At 38.9% G+C, this 22,986-nt stretch carries 21 protein-coding genes; 16 read left to right on the forward strand and 5 right to left on the reverse strand.

Translation table 11 applies throughout. From position 1 onward, the window contains the following. Positions 1-87 precede the first annotated feature (87 nt). A complete protein-coding gene (locus tag ABJD64_RS24760; RefSeq protein WP_348181022.1) occupies positions 88-612 on the reverse strand; it encodes a hypothetical protein in 525 nt (174 codons plus the stop codon). A 429-nt stretch (positions 613-1,041) separates the two neighbouring features. Here ABJD64_RS24760 and ABJD64_RS24765 point away from each other — a divergent pair, with 429 nt between their 5' ends. The 11 genes from ABJD64_RS24765 (at position 1,042) to moeB (ending at position 12,187) form a co-directional block, all read left to right on the forward strand. Next, positions 1,042-3,741: an ATP-binding protein gene (locus ABJD64_RS24765; RefSeq protein ID WP_348181023.1), complete on the forward strand. Its 2,700-nt coding sequence runs from the start codon at positions 1,042-1,044 to the stop codon at positions 3,739-3,741. Between the two features lies 1 nt (position 3,742). Beyond that, positions 3,743-4,879 (forward strand): response regulator, encoded by a 1,137-nt coding sequence (locus ABJD64_RS24770; protein ID WP_348181024.1) that lies wholly within the window; start codon positions 3,743-3,745, stop codon positions 4,877-4,879. A gap of 145 nt (positions 4,880-5,024) precedes the next feature. Further along, a complete protein-coding gene (locus tag ABJD64_RS24775) occupies positions 5,025-5,819 on the forward strand; it encodes a hypothetical protein (RefSeq protein ID WP_348181026.1) in 795 nt (264 codons plus the stop codon). 56 nt (positions 5,820-5,875) lie between these two features. Next, positions 5,876-6,556, forward strand: coding sequence for an Ig-like domain-containing protein (locus ABJD64_RS24780; RefSeq protein WP_348181028.1), 681 nt, complete (start codon positions 5,876-5,878; stop codon positions 6,554-6,556). Between the two features lie 9 nt (positions 6,557-6,565). Beyond that, positions 6,566-7,441 carry a hypothetical protein gene (locus tag ABJD64_RS24785; protein WP_348181029.1) on the forward strand — a complete coding sequence of 292 codons (876 nt, stop codon included), beginning with the start codon at positions 6,566-6,568 and terminating at the stop codon, positions 7,439-7,441. Positions 7,442-7,443: 2 nt separating this feature from the next. Next, on the forward strand, positions 7,444-7,827 hold the full coding sequence (msrB, locus tag ABJD64_RS24790; RefSeq protein ID WP_348181030.1) for a peptide-methionine (R)-S-oxide reductase MsrB: 384 nt from the start codon (positions 7,444-7,446) through the stop codon (positions 7,825-7,827). A 57-nt stretch (positions 7,828-7,884) separates the two neighbouring features. Further along, a complete protein-coding gene (lhgO, locus tag ABJD64_RS24795) occupies positions 7,885-9,078 on the forward strand; it encodes an L-2-hydroxyglutarate oxidase (RefSeq protein WP_348181031.1) in 1,194 nt (397 codons plus the stop codon). Positions 9,079-9,393: 315 nt separating this feature from the next. Then, positions 9,394-10,323 carry a cysteine synthase family protein gene (locus ABJD64_RS24800; RefSeq protein ID WP_348181033.1) on the forward strand — a complete coding sequence of 310 codons (930 nt, stop codon included), beginning with the start codon at positions 9,394-9,396 and terminating at the stop codon, positions 10,321-10,323. Next, on the forward strand, positions 10,323-10,748 hold the full coding sequence (locus ABJD64_RS24805; RefSeq protein ID WP_348181034.1) for a M67 family metallopeptidase: 426 nt from the start codon (positions 10,323-10,325) through the stop codon (positions 10,746-10,748). The genes ABJD64_RS24800 and ABJD64_RS24805 overlap by 1 nt, the downstream gene beginning before the upstream one ends. A gap of 9 nt (positions 10,749-10,757) precedes the next feature. Continuing rightward, positions 10,758-11,036 carry a MoaD/ThiS family protein gene (locus ABJD64_RS24810; protein WP_348181035.1) on the forward strand — a complete coding sequence of 93 codons (279 nt, stop codon included), beginning with the start codon at positions 10,758-10,760 and terminating at the stop codon, positions 11,034-11,036. An 11-nt stretch (positions 11,037-11,047) separates the two neighbouring features. Beyond that, positions 11,048-12,187, forward strand: coding sequence for a molybdopterin-synthase adenylyltransferase MoeB (gene moeB / locus ABJD64_RS24815; protein ID WP_348181036.1), 1,140 nt, complete (start codon positions 11,048-11,050; stop codon positions 12,185-12,187). A gap of 38 nt (positions 12,188-12,225) precedes the next feature. Here the strand turns inward: moeB and hrpB are convergent, their stop codons facing one another. Further along, positions 12,226-14,730, reverse strand: coding sequence for an ATP-dependent helicase HrpB (gene hrpB / locus ABJD64_RS24820; protein WP_348181037.1), 2,505 nt, complete (start codon positions 14,728-14,730; stop codon positions 12,226-12,228). Positions 14,731-15,005: 275 nt separating this feature from the next. Here hrpB and ABJD64_RS24825 point away from each other — a divergent pair, with 275 nt between their 5' ends. From ABJD64_RS24825 to ABJD64_RS24845, 5 genes are all read left to right on the forward strand, one after another. After that, the gene (locus ABJD64_RS24825; protein WP_348181038.1) at positions 15,006-16,454 is read left to right on the forward strand and encodes a histidine kinase; all 1,449 of its coding nucleotides are present in this window, start codon (positions 15,006-15,008) and stop codon (positions 16,452-16,454) included. A gap of 2 nt (positions 16,455-16,456) precedes the next feature. Then, positions 16,457-17,098 (forward strand): response regulator transcription factor, encoded by a 642-nt coding sequence (locus ABJD64_RS24830; RefSeq protein WP_348181039.1) that lies wholly within the window; start codon positions 16,457-16,459, stop codon positions 17,096-17,098. 129 nt (positions 17,099-17,227) lie between these two features. Beyond that, a complete protein-coding gene (locus tag ABJD64_RS24835; RefSeq protein ID WP_348181040.1) occupies positions 17,228-17,707 on the forward strand; it encodes a DUF1987 domain-containing protein in 480 nt (159 codons plus the stop codon). A gap of 207 nt (positions 17,708-17,914) precedes the next feature. Further along, entirely contained in the window at positions 17,915-18,085 is a 171-nt protein-coding gene (locus ABJD64_RS24840) for a hypothetical protein (RefSeq protein ID WP_348181041.1), read from the forward strand. Between the two features lie 75 nt (positions 18,086-18,160). Continuing rightward, the gene (locus ABJD64_RS24845; protein ID WP_348181042.1) at positions 18,161-19,471 is read left to right on the forward strand and encodes a tetratricopeptide repeat protein; all 1,311 of its coding nucleotides are present in this window, start codon (positions 18,161-18,163) and stop codon (positions 19,469-19,471) included. 10 nt (positions 19,472-19,481) lie between these two features. Here ABJD64_RS24845 and ABJD64_RS24850 read toward each other — a convergent pair whose 3' ends face one another. The 3 genes from ABJD64_RS24850 to ABJD64_RS24860 form a co-directional block, all read right to left on the reverse strand. Then, positions 19,482-19,868 (reverse strand): hypothetical protein, encoded by a 387-nt coding sequence (locus ABJD64_RS24850; protein WP_348181043.1) that lies wholly within the window; start codon positions 19,866-19,868, stop codon positions 19,482-19,484. Between the two features lie 212 nt (positions 19,869-20,080). Beyond that, the gene (locus ABJD64_RS24855; RefSeq protein ID WP_348181044.1) at positions 20,081-22,153 is read right to left on the reverse strand and encodes a helix-hairpin-helix domain-containing protein; all 2,073 of its coding nucleotides are present in this window, start codon (positions 22,151-22,153) and stop codon (positions 20,081-20,083) included. Next, positions 22,150-22,965 (reverse strand): hypothetical protein, encoded by an 816-nt coding sequence (locus ABJD64_RS24860; protein WP_348181045.1) that lies wholly within the window; start codon positions 22,963-22,965, stop codon positions 22,150-22,152. The genes ABJD64_RS24855 and ABJD64_RS24860 overlap by 4 nt, the downstream gene beginning before the upstream one ends. Positions 22,966-22,986 lie beyond the last annotated feature (21 nt).

A 22,986-nucleotide genomic window follows, 5' to 3' on the forward strand; every position in this document is an offset into this window, starting at 1 on the left:
TCAAATAACGCGTGATAACTTTCTTTTTTGTCAGAAATATGTTTGGTTAACGCATCATCGTCAGGCAATTAATATTCGACCTAGTCCTTACAATCCAACCAAATGATGAACATGTTCATCTATTAGGTCTATTCTCTGCGTTATCACCTCAATATACTTACCAGCTTCCTTTTCCAAGGCTTCCGTCTCTTTGATGTACTTATTGCCACCCTTACTACCGTAGTTCTTTTCAACATCATTGAACTTATTGCATTCCTTGTGTAGAAAATCGAGAAAGCTTTTGGTTGTATACTTGACTTCGACATGCTCAATGTCATTTAGCGTTGCTTTCGCCTCAGGGTCGCTATTCGTATTAAATTTGGCCTTAACGGTTTGATAAAGTACTGTATCGTAATGATGAATTTTATTTAATAAACGCACCATTTCTACGCGATAGGTTCTGTTTTGGCAGTAGTTAGCCAATCCATCATATTTCTTTAGGCTGACAGCCTCGGCATCCCATTTTACGGTCAGTTCGTCAATCACTTTTGTGATGTCCTCAGATTCGTCTTGAGCCTGAGACCAGCCACTAAAGCCAATTATAATTAGGGTTAGAATAAGAATTTGTTTCATAGCATTCAGTTAGTTATAAGAAATAAACATAGTGTGAATATCCAACAAATCAAAAATGCGAGAGTATCAACCGTCCTTATTAAGTCAATTTGCAATAAAAATGGAGTCAAAACAGACTAGGATTTCGAAATTTGAGAGGCAAATGTGTCATTTGCTGGTTTATTGGAATAATACAAGTTAATATAACAAAGTAAATATTTAAAGAATTGCTATATTTAGATCATCGATTCAATTCATAGAAGTATTCCATAAATTGGTCGAATAATGGATACATATTATCTATAATCTTTTTGATATGTCTTTAAAAAGATCATACTTGTATAGTCAATTTGGATTGAATGAATATTGGAAAATTGATATTCGGGTTTGATCTGTTTTGATGTCCTAAAGAATCGCTCAGAGATTGAGTTCAGGAAGCAAAAGTAAGTTATGAGAAATACGGCAGCCTTAATATTCTTGCTCGTCATGTGTACTGCCATGACGTTGCGCGCTCAGCAAGCCAGCTATACGGAGGCTGCATCTCTTCTCGAAAAAACTAAATACAATCAGAAAAGGGGAAATTTGGAAGGGGCCATTGGGCATGCTCTTTTAGGATTGGATCAGGCAGAAACTCTTGGGAATCAGGAATTGATAATTCAATTCCGGGAGGTAATAGGTCAGATATACCTGTCTAAAAAGGATTATAAAAAGGCAGTCTCTTCTTTCTTAGCCATTATCCTTACTGCAGAACGTCAGAATGATCAGGAAAACTTAGGAAAAGGAAATTTAGCATTAGCGAATACTTATTCTGACATGCGGGCATATGAGAAGGCCAGTGATTATTACCAGAGAGCCATTGACAACTTCAACAACCTTGGAAAAAAGAGGGAGAAAGCAAATGCGATTCAAGCATTAGGCTATAATTATAGTAAGTCTAATCAATTTAGCAAATCCATTACAACATTCGAATCATTGCTGAAGCTTGCAATTTCTGAGAGTTTGTACTCGTATATCAGCTCTGCACAGAAGCAACTATTTCTTGACAACATTAAAATGAATAATGCAGCGCAATCTACCAAATATGGATTGGCATATTATGACCGAATAAAGGATAAAGGAAATAATGCTAATCTATCGAACACTACAAGAAACTTGGCTTTACAATATATTAATATCAGGGACAATAAAAATGCGCTGAAGTTTGCCAATATTTCTGTTAGTCTGGATGGACAAAATACTATGTCCTTGGAAACACTTGGTAAGGCATTTGCTGCCAACGAAGATTATGGAAAGGCAATAGAGTACTTTGAAAGAGCTCTGGAATCAAACGAAAGGAAAAGAAACCCTGAGGGGATGGCTCGTAATTATAATCAGATGGCAAAACTGGCTATTGATCGCGGAGATTTAAGAGTAGCTGCCAATAATTTGGATAAAGCCGAAAAGATAGGAATAGAAAGGAATACAAGAATTACCCTACTTGATACCTATAATATGTTAGCTCTTGTTAATCAGGAAAAAGGAAATGAAGATCAGGAAGTAAAGTATCGTTCGTTGTATGAGGCTGTCAAGCTTCAAATAGGTGACCCCGATAAAATTGCACCTAAGCTGTCTACAGCCAGAGAGAATCTGGCAGAAAGCTACGAACAGGAGGCCAGAGCCAGAATATCTACAGTAGAAAACAGGAAGCTCGCACAAGAGAGGGAAAGATTGAAAGCTCAACAAAAGTTGAAAGATATAGAAATTATTGAGCAGCAGGCAAGGTTACAAGCGCAGGAATTGCAGAAGAAAAAATTGGAGGCAGAAAGAGCCAAACAGGAACTCCTAATTACGGAAAAAACAAATGAGGCCAGTACTAGAGAGGCTGAACTCGAACGGCTTCAGATTGATGCCGAACTGCAAAAGTTAAGTGAAGCCGAACGTGCTAAAGAACTAGAACTTTTAGAAAAGGAGCGAAAGATTCTCAGACAGCAAACTGAACTCCAAGCAGAAAAATTAGAAAGTGACCGCCAAGCCAAAATGCTATATTTTATTGCTATTGGCGCCACCATCTTGATTCTTGCCATTTTGGGTATAGCCTTTTACAGAACTTATAATAATAGCAAGACAATTAGAGAGCAAAATCAAAACCTGGCTGAGCAGCAGAAAACCATTCTTAACCGAAATATCCAATTAAAGAAAAGTTCTGAGGCGATGCTTGCAATGAACAACAAGCTTAAAAAGGCACATGTCAATTTGAAGGTGCTCTTAAAGAAGGAACAAGCGACTAAAGAGCAATTGGAGAAAACAAACCTTGATTTGAAAAATACTCAGGTCCATCTTGTTCAGGCGGAAAAAATGTCTTCACTTGGATTGCTGACCGCAGGTATTGCACACGAAATTAATAACCCTATTAATTTTGTATCTAGTGGGGTCCAGTCATTGACCAAAAATTTTGGAGAACTTGAGAGTTTTCTTGAAAATTATCAAAAAGTATTGGCTCTGGATTCATTAGACGAAATCAAGAAGTATGCTAAGGTATTGCAGGAAGATGAAGACTTTTTGAGTGAAATTCAAGATGCAAGTAAGGAGTTGCTCGAAGATGTAAGATATGGAATTGTAAGAATCACTGAAATAGTCAATGGTCTCCGGAGTTTCTCAAGACATGATGAAGCTGAGATCAAAGAGACCGATCTTAATGAGAGTTTTGATTCAGCTCTTTTGATTTTGAAGAATAAGTACAAAAATAAGACAGAGATTGTCAAGGAAATGGACGAAAGTCTACCACAGATTCAATGTTTTCCTGGGCAGCTCAATCAAGTATTTGTAAACTTGATAAATAATGCAATTGATGCAATTGATGAAAATGGAGAAATAAAGATCAAAACACTTAATCTTGATGATCAATCAATTGAGATTAGAATATCGGATAATGGGTCTGGCATGCCAGATGATATTAAAGATAAAATTTTTGATCCTTTTTTCACGACCAAAGAGATTGGTAAGGGAACAGGGTTGGGGCTGTCGATTTCTCATGGCATTATTGAGAAGCACCAAGGTAAGATCAGAGTTGAGAGTAAAATGGGTGTGGGAACCACTTTTATTATAAATCTACCAAAGAAACTAGAAGTTGACGACAATATTTTAGAAGAAGAAAATTTGAAATTAGGTTAGTATGGAATTAGTATTACAACGTCCGCAAAGAAAGGAAAGTGTTAAAAAGTATAGCATTTTATATGTGGATGATGAGCCTGTAAATCTTAGGATTTTTCAGCATGCATTCAAAAGAGACTACAATGTATTTACTGCGCTCAATGGATTTGATGCACTGGAAATTCTAAATGATAAAAAGGTAGATCTAATTATTACTGACCAACAAATGCCGCGTATGTCAGGTGTAGACTTACTCGCTAAAATTGTACCTAAGCACCCTAGCATTGTACGTATGATTATGACTGGGTTTAGTGATATTGGAGCTATTATTAGGGCTGTCAATGAGTTCGGTTTGGACAAGTATCTTGTAAAACCTTGGGACAGAGATCAACTTAAAGTAGAATTCGATAAGGCTTTAGAGAAAAAACATCTTGAAAATAAGTTCAAACAGGGCAAAGAGGGTCTGGACCCTACAGAGTTAGCTTTTTCATTCCTTCCGGAAGAGAAGGATGTGAAAAAAATATTTAAGGACGGATTTGTAGTGTTTGATAAAAGTAAAACTAATCAACACGGATACTGGTTTGGAAATATTAACGACAAGTCAATATGCGCATTTTACAATGGGGCCAGTTGTAAAATGAATCCTATCGCATTGAACTCATTCATTAATATGAGTCTTACTGAAATTGTATATAAGGAAGGAGTAGTGAAAAGTACGGAAATTATTCAACTACTGGCCAAAAGCATTAAAGACCGCTTTGGTGCACATGGAGATATTGGTTCTTTCGATATTGCCATAGTGGTGGTTGATAACAAGTCAAACAAAGTCTCTTATGCTGGTGCGAATCAAGATATCTATTGTGCTCGGTCAGCTGGTGAGCTGAAATCCGTAAAGGGTTCGAGCGAAGCTATAGATCTAAATAACTTTGATGGAAGCATTGAACAGAAAACTTTTGAAGAAGTCTCTATAATTTACTTGGTGTCAAAGGATATGATCAATCAAATTATCCCGTCTGATGACCCTAGCGTGGAAGGCAAAAATTTTCTACAAATGCTTAAAGGGTATTCAGTCATGCCGATGAAAGAGCAATCTGCTCATATTAATGAAAAGCTTAGTGGAGATAATGCGAAATGCATGATTGGATTAAAACTAAGTTAAACTTTCTCAGACTCATTTTTGTTCCTTTAATTGAGTAAATTATCTAATGTTTACTGGGGTAGGTAATTATTAATTCCGACAGCCCAATTTTGAATCATTCGTTTGCGATTGAAATTATCAATTTAGTTAGAATTAAGAAATAACTATGATCGACCAGCTCTTCAAATCTTTCCTTTTGGTCATGTTATGTTTGTCAACCACTAAGGCCCTGAGTCAATACGAAGAAGTAGGTGAGTCTATGGAGGCCTATATCCAAGAAAATCATCTAGAGCAGGTTGAGAGCATTATTCATAATTTGGCATCTTCTAAAGATTTTTTAAAGCAGTTTTTAGAAAAAGAACGTCATATTCATGCTGAATCTGTTGAAATTAAAAAGGGAGATGTAAGAATTGGTGAAGACGTTGATATATATGTGAAGCACTTTACAGAACATCAAAATTTCACCATGATTTTAGTGCCAATCAGCATATATAGCCTAGCAGTATATGACACCATACTTTTTTCAGTAGTTGAGGTAAGTGACATTTGGCTGCAACGAGAGTTTCCTTATGACGACTTTAAAAACGACTCAATAAAATCAGCCCTGCTCTCTATTAAAAATCACGAACTTTTGGCTGGACATGTATATGATCAGGCGTTGAATGCGTCGAATACTACAATGGGAGAGGTTCAATTGGAACTGAATGAAACTTTTATATCTACAAATACCATTCATGAAAACGTCGGCAGCCTTAATAAAAGGGAGAAGGAAGAGTTTAAGAGTCATTGGGGTCTTCTAAAAAAGGCATTTACGCACAACGTAGATTTGAATGTGGAAATGAATGTTTATGTTTTTGGATTCGACGACCTGGAAGTCAACTGCAAACACGTACGTGGAACTACCAGTTTTAAAGTTACGCCTTCAAATATTTTTAAGCGCCACCATTTTCAGGAAGAATAATTGTAATAATTTCCCCTCTCGGGAACTATACTTAAATCTTTTTGTTTTTTTATAATATGAATTTAAGAGTATACTTTTTGTTGTTTCTTGGCTTTCTACAAGGATGTGTAGGAACAGATGTAATTGATGATTTGGTCGATGTAAAAATTGAAATTACCAATCCAATCATGAGTTTGAAAATCGGAGATTCTTATATGCTCATGCACCGTTATCTTAATAATGTTGGCATGGAGGAAGCTGCTGAAGTGACATGGATTTCATCTAATGAAGCAGCACTTTCTATAGATGGAAATGGCTCCGTCACAGCTTTGCAAGCTGGAGAATCAGAAATATCCGTTGTACTCACCAAAAACAATCAGATCATGGATAAGATTTCCGTGGAGGCATCTAGCGAAACCGTGGTGCTTACTTCAGGTGCGAAGTCTGGTGTAATTGCTACCACAAGTAGCTACCCTTTAACTGGTGATTTTGTCATTACAAATGTAGATGGAGGAGTCAAAATCGATGTGGCCGACAATTATACAGCTGATACTGGTTTGCCAGGTCTATATGTTTATTTATCTAATAATCCTTCTACAACAAGTGGAGCCCTTGAGATTGGAGCTGTAACGGTATTTTCCGGGGCTCATAGTTACGCTGTATCAGCGGAGGAACTTACTGTAGATACTTATGCCTACCTCCTCTATTTTTGCAAACCATTCAACGTCAAAGTTGGACATGGTGAAATTTTGGACTAAAACTAAAATATGAAAATCATTAAACTTACCCTTGTGCTACTATGCATATTAGTGACTAGTCAACGATCTTTTGCCGGTGGTGGCTGGGTGCACGCCAAAGGTAAGGGATACTTTAAAATTGGACAATGGTGGGTGATAGCCAATAAGCATTACACAACCACAGGTGACGTTGACCCGAATGTAACCATAGGAACTTTCAATACAAGTTTCTACGGAGAATATGGGATTACAGATCGGCTAAATGCACAGGTATATTTTCCATTCTTTGCGAGATCTTATCACAATGAAGTTGTTTCTGGAACAACAGGATCGACAAATATTTCCGGTAGAGCAGTCAACTCAATTGGAGATACGGATATTGGTCTAAAGTATGGGCTGATTGTGGGCAAACCTGTTGTTTTGAGTGCACATCTATGGTTAGGGTTGCCGCTAGGTAAAAACGATTTTGATACTAATGACGCTGCTACGATACCATTGCTTACTGGAGATGGTGAGTTCAATCAAATTGTTGGACTTACCGCGAGCACAGCCAAATCATTTGGGAGTGTTAATGCTTTTGTTAGCCTTGGGTTTGAATTTAACAACCGAACCAATGGATTTTCCGATGAAACTCGCGTCAATTTTGAGGCCGGTGCTGTGATCAAAGATAAATTGATATTGGCCTATAAGCTTCGATGGTTAAATTCCTTGCAAAATGGAGATTCAAATATTGAAAATGGAGCTAGTATATTTTCGAACAACACGGAATATGTAGGTTATACCTATGAAGTAGCTTACAATATCACCCAGAAATTTGGTGCTACATTTAACTACGGTTCTGTTTACTCAGGAGAATTAATCTTTGCCAATCCATCATATTCGCTAGGTATTTACTTTAATCTTTAATCATGGAAAAGTCAGAGGAAGAGTGGAAAGAGGAACTTTCAAAGGAAGAATACCATATTCTTAGACAAAAGGGCACCGAAAGACCATTTACCGGTAAATACAATGACCATAAGGAAGATGGAAAGTATTTGTGTGCGGGTTGTCAAAACGAACTCTTTGAGTCGGAGGCTAAATTCGATTCAGGTTGTGGGTGGCCAAGCTTCGATCAGTCAATAAACAAGCTGGCTGTAAAAGAAACTTTCGATAAGTCTCATGGCATGATGAGAACAGAAATCACATGTTCAAATTGCGGAGGACATTTGGGTCACGTTTTTAACGACGGTCCCACAGAGACAGGTCAACGCTACTGCATTAATTCTACGGCCTTGAATTTTACCAAAAAGTAAGACACTACTTAATATTCCATTTTTCATTGGCTAATTTCGCCAGAAATACGCGCTAACATGAAAGATGTACTTGTTATAGGTGGAGGCATAGTTGGTTTGTCCACTGCTTGGCAAATCAAACAGCAATCGCCTAACCTCTCCATTACAATACTTGAGAAAGAAGCTGGGGCCGCACAACATCAGACGGGCAATAACAGTGGTGTAATTCACTCTGGGTTGTACTACAAGCCAGGAAGTTTGAAGGCCTTAAACTGCATCAAGGGATATGATCTCATGCTCGATTTCTGCCGAAAAGAAGATATTGATTTTGATCTTTGTGGAAAAGTTGTTGTAGCCACAAACGATCATGAAGTTCCATATTTAGAAACACTTTTTGCACGCGGTGAAGAAAATGGCTTAGCCAATATGCAATGGTTAAACACAGAAGAAATCAAAGAACACGAACCTTATGTACATGGAGTAAAAGGTATATATGTTCCTCAAACCGGTATCATCGATTACAAACAAGTGTGCAAAAAACTTGAGTCTAACCTGCAGGAATCAGGTGTATTGATATATTACAATCAGCAAGTCAGGAAAATAAACCATATGGGTACAAGCAGTCGCGTCTTTACGTCTACCAGTGAATATGACGGAAAGCTGGTTGTGAATTGCGCAGGACTTTATTCTGATAAAGTGTCAAAAATGACGCCTCTTAAGCCCGATTTGAAAATTGTACCCTTCAGAGGAGAGTACTACCAACTCAAGGAAAGTAGTAAGCATTTGGTGAAAAACTTAATCTATCCGGTGCCAGATCCAAACTTCCCTTTCCTGGGTGTACATTTTACGCGAATGATGAATGGTAGAGTTGAGGCAGGACCCAATGCAGTGCTCGCTTTTGCAAGGGAGGGGTATACCAAATTCGACATCAATGTTTCTGAACTGTTAGAAACGTTGGCTTGGCCGGGCTTTCAAAAGGTTGCAATGAAATATTGGAAAACAGGTTTTGGTGAAATGTATAGATCATTCTCTAAAGGAGCCTTTACTAAAGCCTTACAAAAACTTATACCGGATATCAGAGAATCTGATTTAGAGCCAGGAGGGGCAGGTGTTAGAGCACAAGCTTGCGACAGGTCCGGAGGGCTGTTGGACGATTTTCATATTCTAGAGAGTGATCATTTTGTGAATGTATGTAATGCTCCTTCACCAGCGGCAACATCATCTCTGGCAATCGGAGATGAAATCGCTAGTAGGGTGATAAAGAGATTTTGATATTGTTAATAACCATCGGTATTGATTACTAAAATGTTAAATAATTAGCATTTGACTAAAATAAATTCTAAAAAATTATGATATCATAAACTTATCTTAGAAACTTGCGTTGAAGAAGTCAAAATTTAAGACATTGAAAATAAAAAGTACCGTAAACACAATTCAAAACGCGATGATGGCATGTTGTTGCTGTTGTGCACCTAATTGGTGTTTATGGGAAAGTAATTGTTTATAGAAATATCATAGGATAAAAATATAAAAAGGCCTTTCTCAACTAGAGAAAGGCCTTTTTCGTTTAAAAATTTAGAATCTACAATGGTAATCAGTCAGGAATCAGAAATTATTGAAAGCGTGCTAACTCTAGGAAGTCACATTGGCAATACGCCTTTGTACGAGCTTCAGCACATTTCTCCCAAAAAATCCGTACGGATTTTAGCTAAACTTGAATGGATGCAGTTTGGAGGCAGCGTGAAAGCTAGACCTGCTTATAATATCATCAAACAAGCGGTCTTGAATGGAGACTTGGGCAATGGTAAAATTCTCTTGGATGCCTCGAGTGGCAACACGGCGATAGCTTATGCTACCATCGGTGCCAGATTAGGCATTCCTGTCACCATCTGTTTGCCTGAGAATGCTTCTTGGGAACGGAAAATGTTACTCAAAGGTCTCGGCGTATCGATTGTCTATACATCAAAATTTGGATCAACCGATGAAGCTCAGGAGAAAGCTCTGGAACTCTATCAAAATGAGCCGGATAAATACTTTCTGGCAGATCAATACGGAAATGAAAATAACTGGAAAGCACACTACGAGACGACCAGTCAGGAAATAATTTCCAAAGTGAATGGGAGTTTGACTCACTTTGTTACTGGCTTGGGTACCACAGGATCTTTTACAGGAATAAGTAAGGCACTCAAGGAAGTGAATGAAGGTATCACAACGATTGCCTTGCAACCTGATGGTGCATTGCACGGTTTAGAGGGTTGGAAAGATATGGAAACGGCCAAAGTTCCAACCATTTATGACCCGTCTTTGGCTGATCGGTTTATGAATGTAGACACTTTTGATGCCTATGAAACCTTGAAGCTTGCGGCCAAAAAAGAAGGACTGATGATTAGCCCATCAGCTGCTGCTAATCTCAAAGGAGCCTTGCAATTGGCTGATGAAATAGACGAGGGCGTAATCGTAACTCTCTTTCCGGATAACGCTGAGAAATACAGTGAAGTAATTAAGTCTTTGTTTTAATGGAAAGGCAAGTCAAAGTTGCATCAGAAGTTTTGGAAGAAATGCATAGACATGCACTAGCAGACTTTCCCAATGAGTGTGTAGGTTTTTTTTATGGCAAGTCCAATGGCAAGTCGAAAACTGTAACCGAATATGCTCCGTTAGAAAACAACAAAGAAGGCGACCAACGTCGAAGATTTGAAGTGGATCCTCTAGATTATATGAAAGCAGAGAAATATGCACTGTCAAATCAAATCGAATTGTTGGGAATCTTTCATTCTCATCCTTTGCATCCGGCCATTCCCTCGGAACATGACCTGAAGCAGGCGGTACCTTTTTTTTCATACATTATAGCCTCCGTAAATGAAACTATTGTGGAAAAAACAACTTCTTGGCAATTGAATGAAGAAAACCGATTTGAAGAAGAATTATTGAATAGCAATTAACATAGAATCATGGCAAATATTATTATACCTACACCCCTTAGAAAATTCACAAACAACGAAGCATCTGTTGAATCTAATGGAACAACTGTTCAAGAATCAGTAGAGGATCTGGCAAAACAATTCCCGGATTTGAATAAACATATTTTTGATGCCGAAGGCAAGATTCGCCAATTCATCAGAATTTATGTTGGAGACGAAGATATCAATGCTTTGAACAATGAAAATACAGAAGTAGATGGCAATAGTGTCATCAGTATCATTCCTGCTATCGCAGGAGGAATACGATAAAACTAAGAGCAATGGCAGAAATTAATTTCTCAAAAGAAGAACTTGAACGGTATAGTCGACATTTGATTATCCCTGAGTTTAATATTGAAGGGCAAAGAAGATTAAAAGAGGCTAAAGTGCTTGTGGTAGGCACAGGTGGCTTAGGCAGTCCACTGTTACTATATCTGACAGCGGCGGGCGTTGGCAATATTGGCATTCTTGATTTCGATGTGGTGGACGATAGTAATTTACAGAGACAGGTTTTGTTTACTGTAGATGATGTTGGAAAACCGAAATCGGAAGCTGCCAAGGCACGTTTGGAAAAATTAAACCCTCATGTCAACTTCACTGTCCACAATACCATGCTTACTTCAGAAAATGCATTGGATATTGTGAAAGACTATGATGTTGTTGCAGATGGAACGGATAACTTCCCTACCAGATATCTTGTGAATGATGCCTGTGTGATTTTAGACAAAGTAAACGTTTATGCCTCAATCTTCAGATTCGAAGGTCAAGTCTCGGTTTTCAATTATAAGAATAAGGAAGGTGAATATGGGCCTCATTATAGAGATTTGTTCCCAACACCGCCGCCACCGGGATTGGTGCCAAGCTGCGCAGAAGGAGGGGTGATTGGTGTGCTTCCAGGTATCATTGGGTCCTTGCAGGCCAATGAAGTCTTAAAGGTAGTTAGTGGTATTGGTGATCCATTGGCAGGTAGATTGTTTTTATTCGATGCCTTGTCTTTTGAGACTCGGGTGATGAAGATTCATAAAAACAAAAATACTGCGGCGGTTACCGAATTGATAGATTATGAGATTTTTTGCGGTCTCGGTGAAAAAGAAGAAGAGAAAGTAGTGAATGAGATCACAGTGGAAGAATTGAGTAAGTGGAAGGCCACAAAGAAAGAATTTCAGCTGATCGATGTACGTGAATCCTATGAATACGAGATTGCAAATTTAGAAGGGGAATTGATTCCTCTAGGTGAGATTACCGATCATGTAAACGATATCAGGTCAGATGTAGATGTAGTGGTACATTGCCGTAGTGGCAAGCGTAGCGCTGATGCTATTGTCGCACTTGAAAAGCTAGGCTTCAAAAATCTCTACAATCTAAAAGGGGGCATTTTAGCGTGGGCAGATCAATTAGATCCAGAGATGGCAAAGTATTAGCTTATACCTCAAATATTAACCAAGACAGACCCTGATGCTTATGTATTAGGGTTTTTTTTGTTCTTTCTCTCCACTCCACTGATGGCTCGTGCAACGAGCGGATCATCCGGCCAGGCATGCTTGGGGTAACGTCGTTTGAGCTCCTTCCGGACTTCAAAATAAGTATCGCTCCAGAAACTTTGTAAATCCGACGTGACCTGTACAGGTTTGAAACCTGGTGAAAGTAGATGCATCAGCAGCGTGATTTGGTCGTTATTGATTTTTGGAGTTTCTATCATGCCAAATACTTCCTGAAGTCTAACAGCCAAAACTGGAGGTGCCCCATCTTCAAAATACTGAATTTGGATTTGTGAGCCGCTAGGTACGTTGATCTTTTGTGGTGCCAACAGGTTTAATTCACTTTGTAATTCAAATGGCAGATGATGATGCAATACATCTTGTAGGTTGATTTTTTTTAAGTCTTCAGGACGTTTGATTTGATTTAGGTAAGGCTTAAGCCATTCTTCATTCGTGGCAATCAAGGTGGTTATACTTACATCTGGCCATTGGCCCTGAGGGTTCCATTTTTTGAGGCTCAGCACCCTGTTTTGCCACTGGATTACATTTTCATCCCAGTTGAGTAAATGTCTGCCTTCAGATTTGACCGCATCACAAATGGCTTGTTCCAAATGTTCGATATCAGGATCAGGGAGTGGTATGGACTGAAGTACTATGCTGCCTATTCGCATTTCTTTATTGGCAATTAACCCACCATCTTTCGTGTCCCATTTAATCACCTCCAGTGTTTTGACCATTGGAGCTAGGTCTTTGGGATTGAGGGGAGAGGCCATGAAAATCTTTCCCATTCCCTCTCTGGCGTCCATATGTGCAATTGCTAGCCAAGGTTCGTGAGCCAGATCATCTCGATGGCCGGCCATGGCAATTTTGCCATTAGATAATTTGAATTGTGCATTGTTTCCGGGTTTTGCAAAAGCTATTCTTTCTGGGTAGGCTTGCGCCAAAAGTTGTCCTGTTTCATATGGGTCGACTGTGGCGTTATCTGCTTCATTTAGTTTGAAAAGCATCCTGTATGAAGATGCAATTTTTTCTATTCGGTTGAATTTTCTACCTAATCTGCTTTCTCCTCTTTGACGGCGCAGTACAATAACACGCTCATTGATATCGATACCAGCCTCTGGTCCTAACGGATCTCGTTCTTCTATCAGAGCTGCTAGGTCTGTCGCTAAAGTTAACAGTCCTTGATCTTCTGCCTCAAGTAACATATGAGCGATTCTAGGATGACAGGGCAGGGCATGCATCAATTCGCCATGCGGAGTGATTCTGCCGTTATCTAAGGCTTGAAGTTCATGAAGTGAATCAGTGGCTCTTTTCATGGTTCCCTGCGGGGGCGGGGTGAGCCAAGTCAATTGATTTGAATCCACGATACCCCATTTGGCTAAATCCAATGCCAGGGAAGAAAGATCGACTTCCAATATTTCGGGCGTTCCATGCAGTTCCAGTCTGTCCTGGGTTGCTTTCGACCACATGCGATAGCAGGCTCCTGCGCTCAGTCTTCCCGCACGTCCTGCACGCTGATCAGCCGAATCTTTTGAGATCTGAATGGTATGTAGTCGAGAAAGTCCTGACTTCTGGTCAAACTTGGAAGTTCGACCGTAGCCTGTATCTACCACTATTTTTATACCCTCGATGGTTAGGCTAGTTTCTGCTATAGAGGTCGCTAAAACCACTTTACGTTTACCATTGATATCTGGCCTGATAGCAGCCATTTGCTTGCCATGAGGTAGTTGACCGTACAAAGTATGGATGGCAAACCCTTTAAGTTTTCCTCGTAATATTTCTTCACATTTTCTTATTTCACCCTGTCCGGGGAAAAAAACCAGAGCATCTCCGTCATTTTCCTTGACCGCTTGAGTAATGACTCGTGTTGCTAATTCAGGTAGCATCATCATGTCTGTGTCACCGGTGTACTTGATTTCAACCGGATATTGTCGTCCCTCACTCTTTACGACAGGACACTGCAACAGCTTACTCAGCTCTGGCATGTCTAATGTAGCTGACATAATCAATATCTTTAAATCAGGACGTAATACCTGCTGAGCCTCTCTACAGAGTGCAAGTGCTACGTCCGCATGAATGCTACGTTCATGAAATTCATCGAAGATGACCAAACCAACACCTTCCAATGAATTGTCCGAATGGATCATTCGGGTGAGGATACCTTCAGTAAGTACTTCAATTTTGGTTTGATCAGAGGTTTTGTTTTCGAAGCGAATACGAAAACCAACGGTTTGCCCTGTTTTTTCACCTAATAATTCCGCCATTCGGTTGGCCACAGTTCTTGCAGCCAGCCGTCGAGGCTCCAACATCATTATCTTTTTCCCATTGAGCCAGGATTGATCCAAAAAAGCCAACGGAAGCAGTGTGCTTTTACCTGCTCCGGGTGGAGCATTTACTATTTGCGTATTATTGGTTACAAAATTATTTTGAATCTCGGGGACGGATTCAATAATTGGCAGGTCGATTTTTTTATAATTGAAAGACAAGTATGCGAAGTTTTGCTGAATACACCGCGAAACTATAGGAATCGCACTTTAGTTGTAAGCATTTGAAACCTAAATCGAGTGATTCAATACGGCCATTGCGAAATAAATTGACCTGAAAATTGTAATAATGAGATGGATTTTACTAATTTCTGGCTCAGTTCTTAATTCATTGTTTGAATAACATGACCAGCTTTATACCTACGCGCCACCACTCAATTTTTGAGGTTTTTGATAGTTTTTATAGCAAATTTGCATATATCAATTAAAAAAATACTGTGAGCGGAAGTATTCATTTGATATATGATAAAACCTTAAAGGTGATCACGGATGTGTTGCACGTGAAAGGTGCTGCCATATTAAGAATTGAAGAAACAGATTTTTACGTTGAACGCTTTTTGGCAAAAGGTAAAATGGAGCGACCAGGTAAGAAAATTACAGGGCAGCAAGATTTGATGAATAAAATTAGCCAAATGAAAAAACCGGCCCTAACTTCTTCATCAATTTTCAAAGCTACAATAGTTGTGGAAATCATGCATGAAGCTCACTACTACGTTTTTCCATGCTTAGATAGTCATATGACAGTTATCGCTTTGATTATAATTCCTGTAGCTGATTTGGGAGAATTCAATGAAGAAAACTATGCTTTGGTTCATGTAGTTGGGCAAAGATTATCGGTAGAGCTAGAAAAGAGCCGGGTAATAAAAGAAAGAGAGAGTTTAAGTGAATTTAATACCTCAATTCTTGAATCACTTGACGAAGTAACCTGGGATTATTCAATTACAAAAAAAAGAATCTCCTGGTTTGGGGCTACAAACAAAGTGTTTGGCTGCAGCAAAGAAGAAATGGGAATGAGGCTCGATTTCTTTCTTGACAAAGTTCATCCCTCCGACCGAGCCGTGCTGGAGGAATACTTTGTGATGAATCGTCAGGCAGACCAAAAATTCTCTTCAGATTTCCAATTCGAAGGTGTTCAAGGAGATTTTAGTTGGTTGCGTATAGAAGGTGTTATGCATTCTGATGCTGACGGAAATGCTGAGAGGGTAATTGGTGTGATAAAAAATGTGCACAATGAAAAAAGAGCTGAAATCCTAAGAATTCGAGCCATGATAAAGGCAAAAGATAGCGAACGTAAAAGAATAGCCTCTGAAATTCATGATAGCCTTGGACAGACACTTTCTGTGGCACGTTTAGAACTTGATTCTTTGTCAGAGTTATATAGTGACGATAAATTTAAAGAAAAAGTGATTAGTGTATCCGGGTTAATTTCAGGTGCCATTCAGGAAAGTAGAGCTATTTCTCATGATCTTATGCCACCCGCTTTGGTAGACTATGGACTCATTCCGGCATTAGAAACTATGATCAGTCAGGTGAATAGGTCATCGGAAGTGAACTTTAGTTTTATTCATAACCTTATTCAAGACGAGATCGACCAGCGATTTGAAGAAGAATTTGAGACAAATTTGTATAGAATTTGCCAGGAAGGAGTGAATAATATACTCAAACATGCCCATGCAACAAATGCCACGATTCAGGTTGTACGACATCCTAATTCTCTGTACGTGAGTATAGAAGATGACGGAGTAGGCTTTCCACAAGACGGTCAGACCAAAGAGGGTTCGGGCTTGGGATTGAAAAATATGGCGAATAGAGTTGCATATTTAGGAGGAAAGATTGACTTTGAGTCAAATAACGGATCAATTATAACCATAGAAATTTTAGTCTAACCATGAGTATCAATATTTTACTAGTAGATGATCATAAGATCATGAGAGATGGTATCAAGGCCATAATCACAGAATCTGGTGAGTATACGGTAGTTGCTGAAGCGTCCGATGGAGTTGAGGCATTGGATTTTTTGGCTGAAAATGACATTGATATTATTGTTATGGATATTAATATGCCGAACTTGGATGGCGTGGAATGCACCAGAGCGATTAAAAAAAGAAGTGCCGAAACCAAAGTCTTAGCCATGAGCATGTATGTGGATGAGCAACATATTGTAAATATGCTGAAGGCTGGTGCCAATGGTTACATTTCTAAAGACGCAGGAAAAAAAGTGTTATTGGAAGCTCTTGAGGCTATCAATAATGGTGAGGCTTATCACGGTTCAGAAATCACAAAAGTCATTATGTCTGAATTCTCCAAGACTAAGGAGGAGAAGATGCGAGAAAATCCAATTAGTTTCTTAACAAGTAGAGAAAAGGATGTTCTGAAGCTAATTGTAGAAGAGAAATCCAACTATGAAATAGCTGACCAACTCCACATCAGTATCAGAACTGTTGATGCACATAGAAGAAATTTACTACAAAAGACCGGGGTGAAGAATGCCGTGGGCTTAACTAAGTTCGCTCTAAAACACGGTATCTAAAGTATTGATAAACAGGTATATATGACCTGTTCGCTAAGTGTTTTGCCTATTCTAAATTTTGGTATCAGTACCTATTGTCCTATCTATCATTGATTCCTAGCTTTGAAACATAGCAAATTATAATTTGTTATGTACGAATTGAAAAACAGCACAGCTATGGACGGTATCATCGCAATTCCAAGAAATGAAGGTTTGAATGTCTCGCTAGATAACAGAAGGTTTCGCAACTATGTAATCAAAGCTACGGCAAACACACCTTTTGTTGCTTTGGAGATGGTCAACCGAACATTGCTGATTAAAGGGAATTCGAGTCCTGAGGATCCGAATGACTTTTACAATAAGGTAGATAAGTTGTTGGCCTATTATATGGCAGAAGGACGTAAATCTCTTTCGATCAATTTCAGCTTTGACTACTTCAATACCGGTTCGGCACGTTGCCTTTATCAGTTGATGACTCAGCTTAAGGAGTTTCAGGAAGACGGAATGGAAGTGACGGTGAATTGGTACTACAAAATAGATGACGAGGACATGTTGCTATCCGGTAAGAACTTCAGTAGCTATACGCAGCTTGATTTGAAACTGGTACCTACCTCGCCGATAAGATATTGAATAACCTAAAGTGATAAATAAGATGTGAAATAACCAGGGCCACCAGAGATATTGAAAGAAGAAATTCAAGATAAGCCGACCTAACCCTTTTACCTAACCCAACCTGACCCGGCGGGATTTTTTCAACCACTATTTCAATATGTTTTGCGTGGCTTTGGCCTTCACTTAAACTCAGAATTTTAATCAGTTATACCAAAATCTATAATCATGAAAAAGTTAGGTTCACTTTTATTAGCAGTAATTTTTACAAGTGCAGTATTCACCAGTTGTATCGATGCAAAAGCAGATGAAATTTATGATAACATTGTTCCAGAGAAAAGTCAAGACGGCAGTACAACCGGAGGTGGCGGTACTTCAGGCCCTGTTGGGAATCCGTAGGAATGGAACAGCAAAATGTATTTTATTTGACGTACTAGAACCCCTAATTCAACCTAACCCTAATTATCTTTGTGTATGAAATTGAATTCATTCAAATATTTCATATTGATCATAATCATTGCTTCTTGTCAGGATTTGACAGATATTGATGACGAAGATTACTATAATGAAGCAGTCATTAATTACAAAAATGAGCAATATGATCAGGCAATAGCCAAATTGGATATTATTCTTGATGGCAATAATGATTCTGCGATTGCAATCAAGGCATTGTACCTAAGGGGTTTTTCATATTATCTTCAGGATAAAAATAAGCTTGCTTACCAGGATTATCTAGAGGGAATCGAAATTGCGGAGTCCTTCGGTCAGGTTAATGTGATTTCTAAATTAAACAATGAAATCGGCTTGATTTTCTTGGAAGCTGAGTTGTATGAGCAAAGTTTATCTCACTTTCTTCTAGCCCTTGATCAGTCTGGGGAGACAACCTTACAGAATAAAGGACATTACAACTATAACATAGGTAGGAGCCTGAGAAGACTTAATCGCTTGGATGAAGGTATAGAATATTTCTTGACTGCAATTGATATAAATGAACAGCTAAGAAATTATGATGCTCTATCCAATATCTATATAGAAATTGGTTTGCTACAGCAAAAGGTGGGCAATCATAGCTTGGCTCTGGAACATTTTCAAGAGATTATTAAAATCTCGCAACTCTCGAAGAACCCCAATTTGTTTAAATGGAAAGCCTATAATAATATTGGAAACATTTATCAATTGGCTGGAGACTTCTTGCAAGCTGAGAGTTATTTTAATAAATCGTTGGAATATGAGAATGACGATAGCCAACTCTCTGTTACCTACAATAACTTGGGTAAAATCTGCAATAAAAAGGGAGAGTATAAGAAAGCTTGGCAATACTTTAAAAAGAGTCTAGCTTACAATAGTAAGAATGTAGAAATTAATGAACTGGGAATTACCAACAATGCTTTGAGAAAAACGTTCGAAAAGCTAAATCAGACTGATAGCCTTTTGCATTATACCATGTTGATTAACGATATGGCATTGTCAGCTGTGGAGACTAGAACTTGGCTTGAGGACGAAGATGAGAAAATCGCACTACTAACCAAATATCAAGACTATGTCAGGGAAAAGGCCGAAAAGGATCAGTATGCTAAGACCTCCTGGCTCATGGCGTTTATTATGACCTTTATCTTTGTATCTGGAGTGTTATCAATGAGACTTTGGAAAATATACAATTACAAGTCAACAGAAAAGGGACATGCTCTCATCAAAAACTCTAATGAGATGGTCTATCTTCTTGATATGTTTAAGAATGAGAAGGAAGAAATGAAAAAGGTGATGGATCAAAAATTGCGTGCCTGATCAGGTAAGATTAAGCATTTTTGTACTCTTCGATAAGTTTATTTTTAACCCTTATCAATTCGTTCAAGCCCTGAATGTGCTCCTTTAGCAACTGAATCTCAACATCTTTTCCGGCGATTACATTGTATATACCGTCCTGAGATTCCACATTTTCCATTGCTTTGCCTACTTCGTGGTAGTCGTCGATGAGCATTTCTCCCTTACCGGTCACCAACCAAATGGGATTGAGCTCAGGATAGAGTTCACATATTTTTTCGAGTACATCTGTGCTTACCGAACCATCCTTAGAAACTTTCTGCTGTAGATCTTCTTTTCCTAGTCCCAGCGTACGACCCAATTGATCTGATGCTTGGGGTTTATTCTGGATGAATTTTAAAATTCGGTGTATAATTTTCATTTTCCGGTTGGCTGCTTTTTCTCGCAGTTAAATTACCTAAAAACCTAAACTATAAACTAAAAGAATTCATAAAAGATAATCCGCAATAGAAGACAAGCTGCTAAAAAGAATAATGACTGTTTGTCAATCTGGAAGATTTCTTCATGATTGAAATAACTCCTTTTTATCTGTATTTTACCTGGCCGAATAGCCGGAAAAGAACTCCATAAGCCTTAAAATTTGTACCTAACCTGAAATTTGATATCACTCCTTGTGTTGCCTTGTGACTCATTGAGGCCAGATCCAACGCTGGACTGATTCCTATAGTTAAACCTACCGTATCTTGCCCATAGTGAGAGTTTACGAGTAGGTTTATACTGTAGCATGATATAGTTTCTAGACCCTTGGTTGGCATAGGCTTGCACTGAGAATACATATAGTAAGTCTTTTTCGAACACATATTGACGATTTTCGAAGTCTTCGGTATCAAAAATGGCAAATCTTGTACTTACAGTGAACTTGTTGATTTTTATATTCAAATCCTGAACAACAGCCATACCCTTAGTCTGCTCTTTGTCCAAGTTGTAAGTGCTAAATTGTACGCGAGATTTAAGGATCAAAAAATCATTGGCTGTGAAATCGAGGTTGGTGATATAGTTTCGTTTTATACCACTTTCCAGACGATGAAGATTACCTCCCTCAGTCGACATGGACACCTCTTTGGCTTGTTCCCGAAATTGAGCATATAATTTGATTTTTCTGCTGGGTTTATATTCTGCTCGAAGCAAATATTCATATCCCTGAGAAGGTGAGTTTACTCCAAACCGGAGCCAAGGAAACTTGAATCTGTCATAATAGGCCGCAAACCCAGTACGTCTATTCGGAGTTAATTTGAGACCCCAATACAATCCAATTTCATTTATGTTTCTTGATCCCTCACCAAATGAGTTCCCATAGAATGAGTGATAGTCTTTGGCATAGTTTCTATACAAAAAACTCATGGATATAATTGGTGACAGACTACCCATAAATCCACCTACGAACGCCGTACCTCCGGATTTAGACCGAGCCAATTCGGTAAACAATAAGAAATTGTGCCAGTTGTAACTGGCAAACAGGCCTATGTTGTAATTTTTGTCTCCCTTAAATTCGAATTGGTTGTAATTATTAGGAGTCTTTTGGATGGGAATGGCAAAACTATTGTGAAGGAAAGTTGCGCCGAACTGCAAGTTTCTTTTTCTCAAATCAGAGTAAGTCACATTCATGCCAAATGATTCTTCTTGAATCCCTTTTCTAGAGGCCAGTTCTGAATAGGTTCTGTGCATGCCCACATCTTGAATACCTGTGATATATTCTTCATATACTCCTGAAAAGTCTCTGGATCTGACAATACCATCTTGCTTCAGTCTGGAGTGAAAGGATGTGATCTCCAAATTTTTGATTGAATACGTGAAGGCTACTCCTCGCATGAAACTGGTCTCGAGTGCGGAAGTGTAAGGACGTAGGCCTGAGTTTCCTCTCCTGACGGTAGTAATAGTTTCTGCCCCTTTGCCGGGGTTAAAACCGGAGCCTAATACCAATCCTTGACCGAACTGCATTTGGTAGTCTCCAATCGCAATACTTTTGAAAGCTCCCTTATTCTCCAGAAATAAATGAAATGAATAGTAGTCGAATCCATACCGCTTGGATTCAGCATCTAGAACTACTTGTTCTCCAGGATCCTTTTCGAACGTCAGACCTACACTGAAGTCTTTGGAGTGACTGGATCTAAACCGACCATAGACTTTATATGGAGAGCCCAGGTAACGAGAGGAGTCATTCCTAAGATACCCCTCTTGGTCTTCCAAAACTCGTTCGGTTCTTAGAATTAGGTAGTTGTTTTTTTCATGTGTGATGCGTTTGATCAGGTTACCTCTTGTAGATTCATCTCCGGGTGAACGAACCTCCACGAATGGCAGTAAGCTATTGATGGTTGCTTGATCGAAACCTTCAATGACTTGAAGTTCGTAGATGGATAGCATGGGTCCATTTCTTTCAAGATAACTCATCAGTTGGTTGATCTGAGCTATATTCAGATGATAGAGACCGTTTAATTCGTTCTTACTAGTTTCGTTCAGGTTAATTGGATTGGCGAATAACTGATAAAGCGTTTCATATTGGTCATCGTAGTTGATATCCTCATCCTGAACTTGAAACAAATCTTCAATAAAATCCTGGATATCAATGTCTTGCCTGTCAAATCGCTGGCCTAGTAGAGAATGACTAATACCACCAAACGCGATCAATATAGCCAGTGTTCTTCTCAATCCTTGAACTTATAGCTGATGGATATTTCGTGAATGCCACCCAGATCAGGGTTGTTGATATAGGCGTAATTCGCATTTAGTTTACCTGGATGAAAACCCAATCCAAAACTGCTTTCGAAAGGTTGTGTATGGAATCCGGTTCGAATGCTAAAGTTGTCTAATACTTTATATTCAAGACCCAATTTCAACAGCGCCTCCTGGTCAATCTCCTTTTCGACCTCCGCATTGATCATGAGATCGCTATTAGGACGATAACTTAGACCAGTCTTCATAATAGTTGGAATCCTTTCATCTGTCACCTTCGAAAGCTTGGCCTGATTCAAATTGGAAACGTGAGCGCCAAATAACAATTGTTCGGTTAGTTTGGCTCGTCCTCCAAAGTCTATGAGTAAGGTTTTTCTGCTACCAGCCCCCTCAATGTTCAATTGATAGTAGCTGACATTAAGACCAAGACTAACAATCCCAAACTGATTGCTAAATCCGAGATTCAATCGTTGTTCGTTAAAGAGGTCGTCGCCAAATCTGAATACACCCAGTCCCGCAGTACCGCCTGCAATAGGGTAGGTCGCTCCGAAAGCAAGACTGGTGAATTCTGATATTCCATATTTGTTTTTCACAGAGGTGAATATCATTTTGTCCTGAATCGCCGCCAATCCTCCAATATTGTTGAAAAGCGCCCATTCGTCTCCGATCGTTATGGAAGAGCCTCCAAGTGCTGCTGATCTTGCTCCCATGCCATAATTTCCGTTCTGAGCACTGACTGATATGCAGTTTGCTAAAACTAATAGGCCGAATAATAGTCGCTTTTCCATTTCTTGCAAACTAATAATTCT

The sequence above is a fragment of the Reichenbachiella sp. genome (assembly GCF_039944555.1).
GTDB lineage: Bacteria > Bacteroidota > Bacteroidia > Cytophagales > Cyclobacteriaceae > Reichenbachiella.

Coding starts and splice junctions, on each gene's coding strand:
- ABJD64_RS24760 (WP_348181022.1), bottom strand. CDS start 612: ATGAAACAAATTCTTATTCTAACCCTAATTATAATTGGCTTTAGTGGC.
- ABJD64_RS24765 (WP_348181023.1), top strand. CDS start 1,042: ATGAGAAATACGGCAGCCTTAATATTCTTGCTCGTCATGTGTACTGCC.
- ABJD64_RS24770 (WP_348181024.1), top strand. CDS start 3,743: ATGGAATTAGTATTACAACGTCCGCAAAGAAAGGAAAGTGTTAAAAAG.
- ABJD64_RS24775 (WP_348181026.1), top strand. CDS start 5,025: ATGATCGACCAGCTCTTCAAATCTTTCCTTTTGGTCATGTTATGTTTG.
- ABJD64_RS24780 (WP_348181028.1), top strand. CDS start 5,876: ATGAATTTAAGAGTATACTTTTTGTTGTTTCTTGGCTTTCTACAAGGA.
- ABJD64_RS24785 (WP_348181029.1), top strand. CDS start 6,566: ATGAAAATCATTAAACTTACCCTTGTGCTACTATGCATATTAGTGACT.
- msrB (WP_348181030.1), top strand. CDS start 7,444: ATGGAAAAGTCAGAGGAAGAGTGGAAAGAGGAACTTTCAAAGGAAGAA.
- lhgO (WP_348181031.1), top strand. CDS start 7,885: ATGAAAGATGTACTTGTTATAGGTGGAGGCATAGTTGGTTTGTCCACT.
- ABJD64_RS24800 (WP_348181033.1), top strand. CDS start 9,394: ATGGTAATCAGTCAGGAATCAGAAATTATTGAAAGCGTGCTAACTCTA.
- ABJD64_RS24805 (WP_348181034.1), top strand. CDS start 10,323: ATGGAAAGGCAAGTCAAAGTTGCATCAGAAGTTTTGGAAGAAATGCAT.
- ABJD64_RS24810 (WP_348181035.1), top strand. CDS start 10,758: ATGGCAAATATTATTATACCTACACCCCTTAGAAAATTCACAAACAAC.
- moeB (WP_348181036.1), top strand. CDS start 11,048: ATGGCAGAAATTAATTTCTCAAAAGAAGAACTTGAACGGTATAGTCGA.
- ABJD64_RS24830 (WP_348181039.1), top strand. CDS start 16,457: ATGAGTATCAATATTTTACTAGTAGATGATCATAAGATCATGAGAGAT.
- ABJD64_RS24835 (WP_348181040.1), top strand. CDS start 17,228: ATGTACGAATTGAAAAACAGCACAGCTATGGACGGTATCATCGCAATT.
- ABJD64_RS24840 (WP_348181041.1), top strand. CDS start 17,915: ATGAAAAAGTTAGGTTCACTTTTATTAGCAGTAATTTTTACAAGTGCA.
- ABJD64_RS24845 (WP_348181042.1), top strand. CDS start 18,161: ATGAAATTGAATTCATTCAAATATTTCATATTGATCATAATCATTGCT.
- ABJD64_RS24850 (WP_348181043.1), bottom strand. CDS start 19,868: ATGAAAATTATACACCGAATTTTAAAATTCATCCAGAATAAACCCCAA.
- ABJD64_RS24860 (WP_348181045.1), bottom strand. CDS start 22,965: ATGGAAAAGCGACTATTATTCGGCCTATTAGTTTTAGCAAACTGCATA.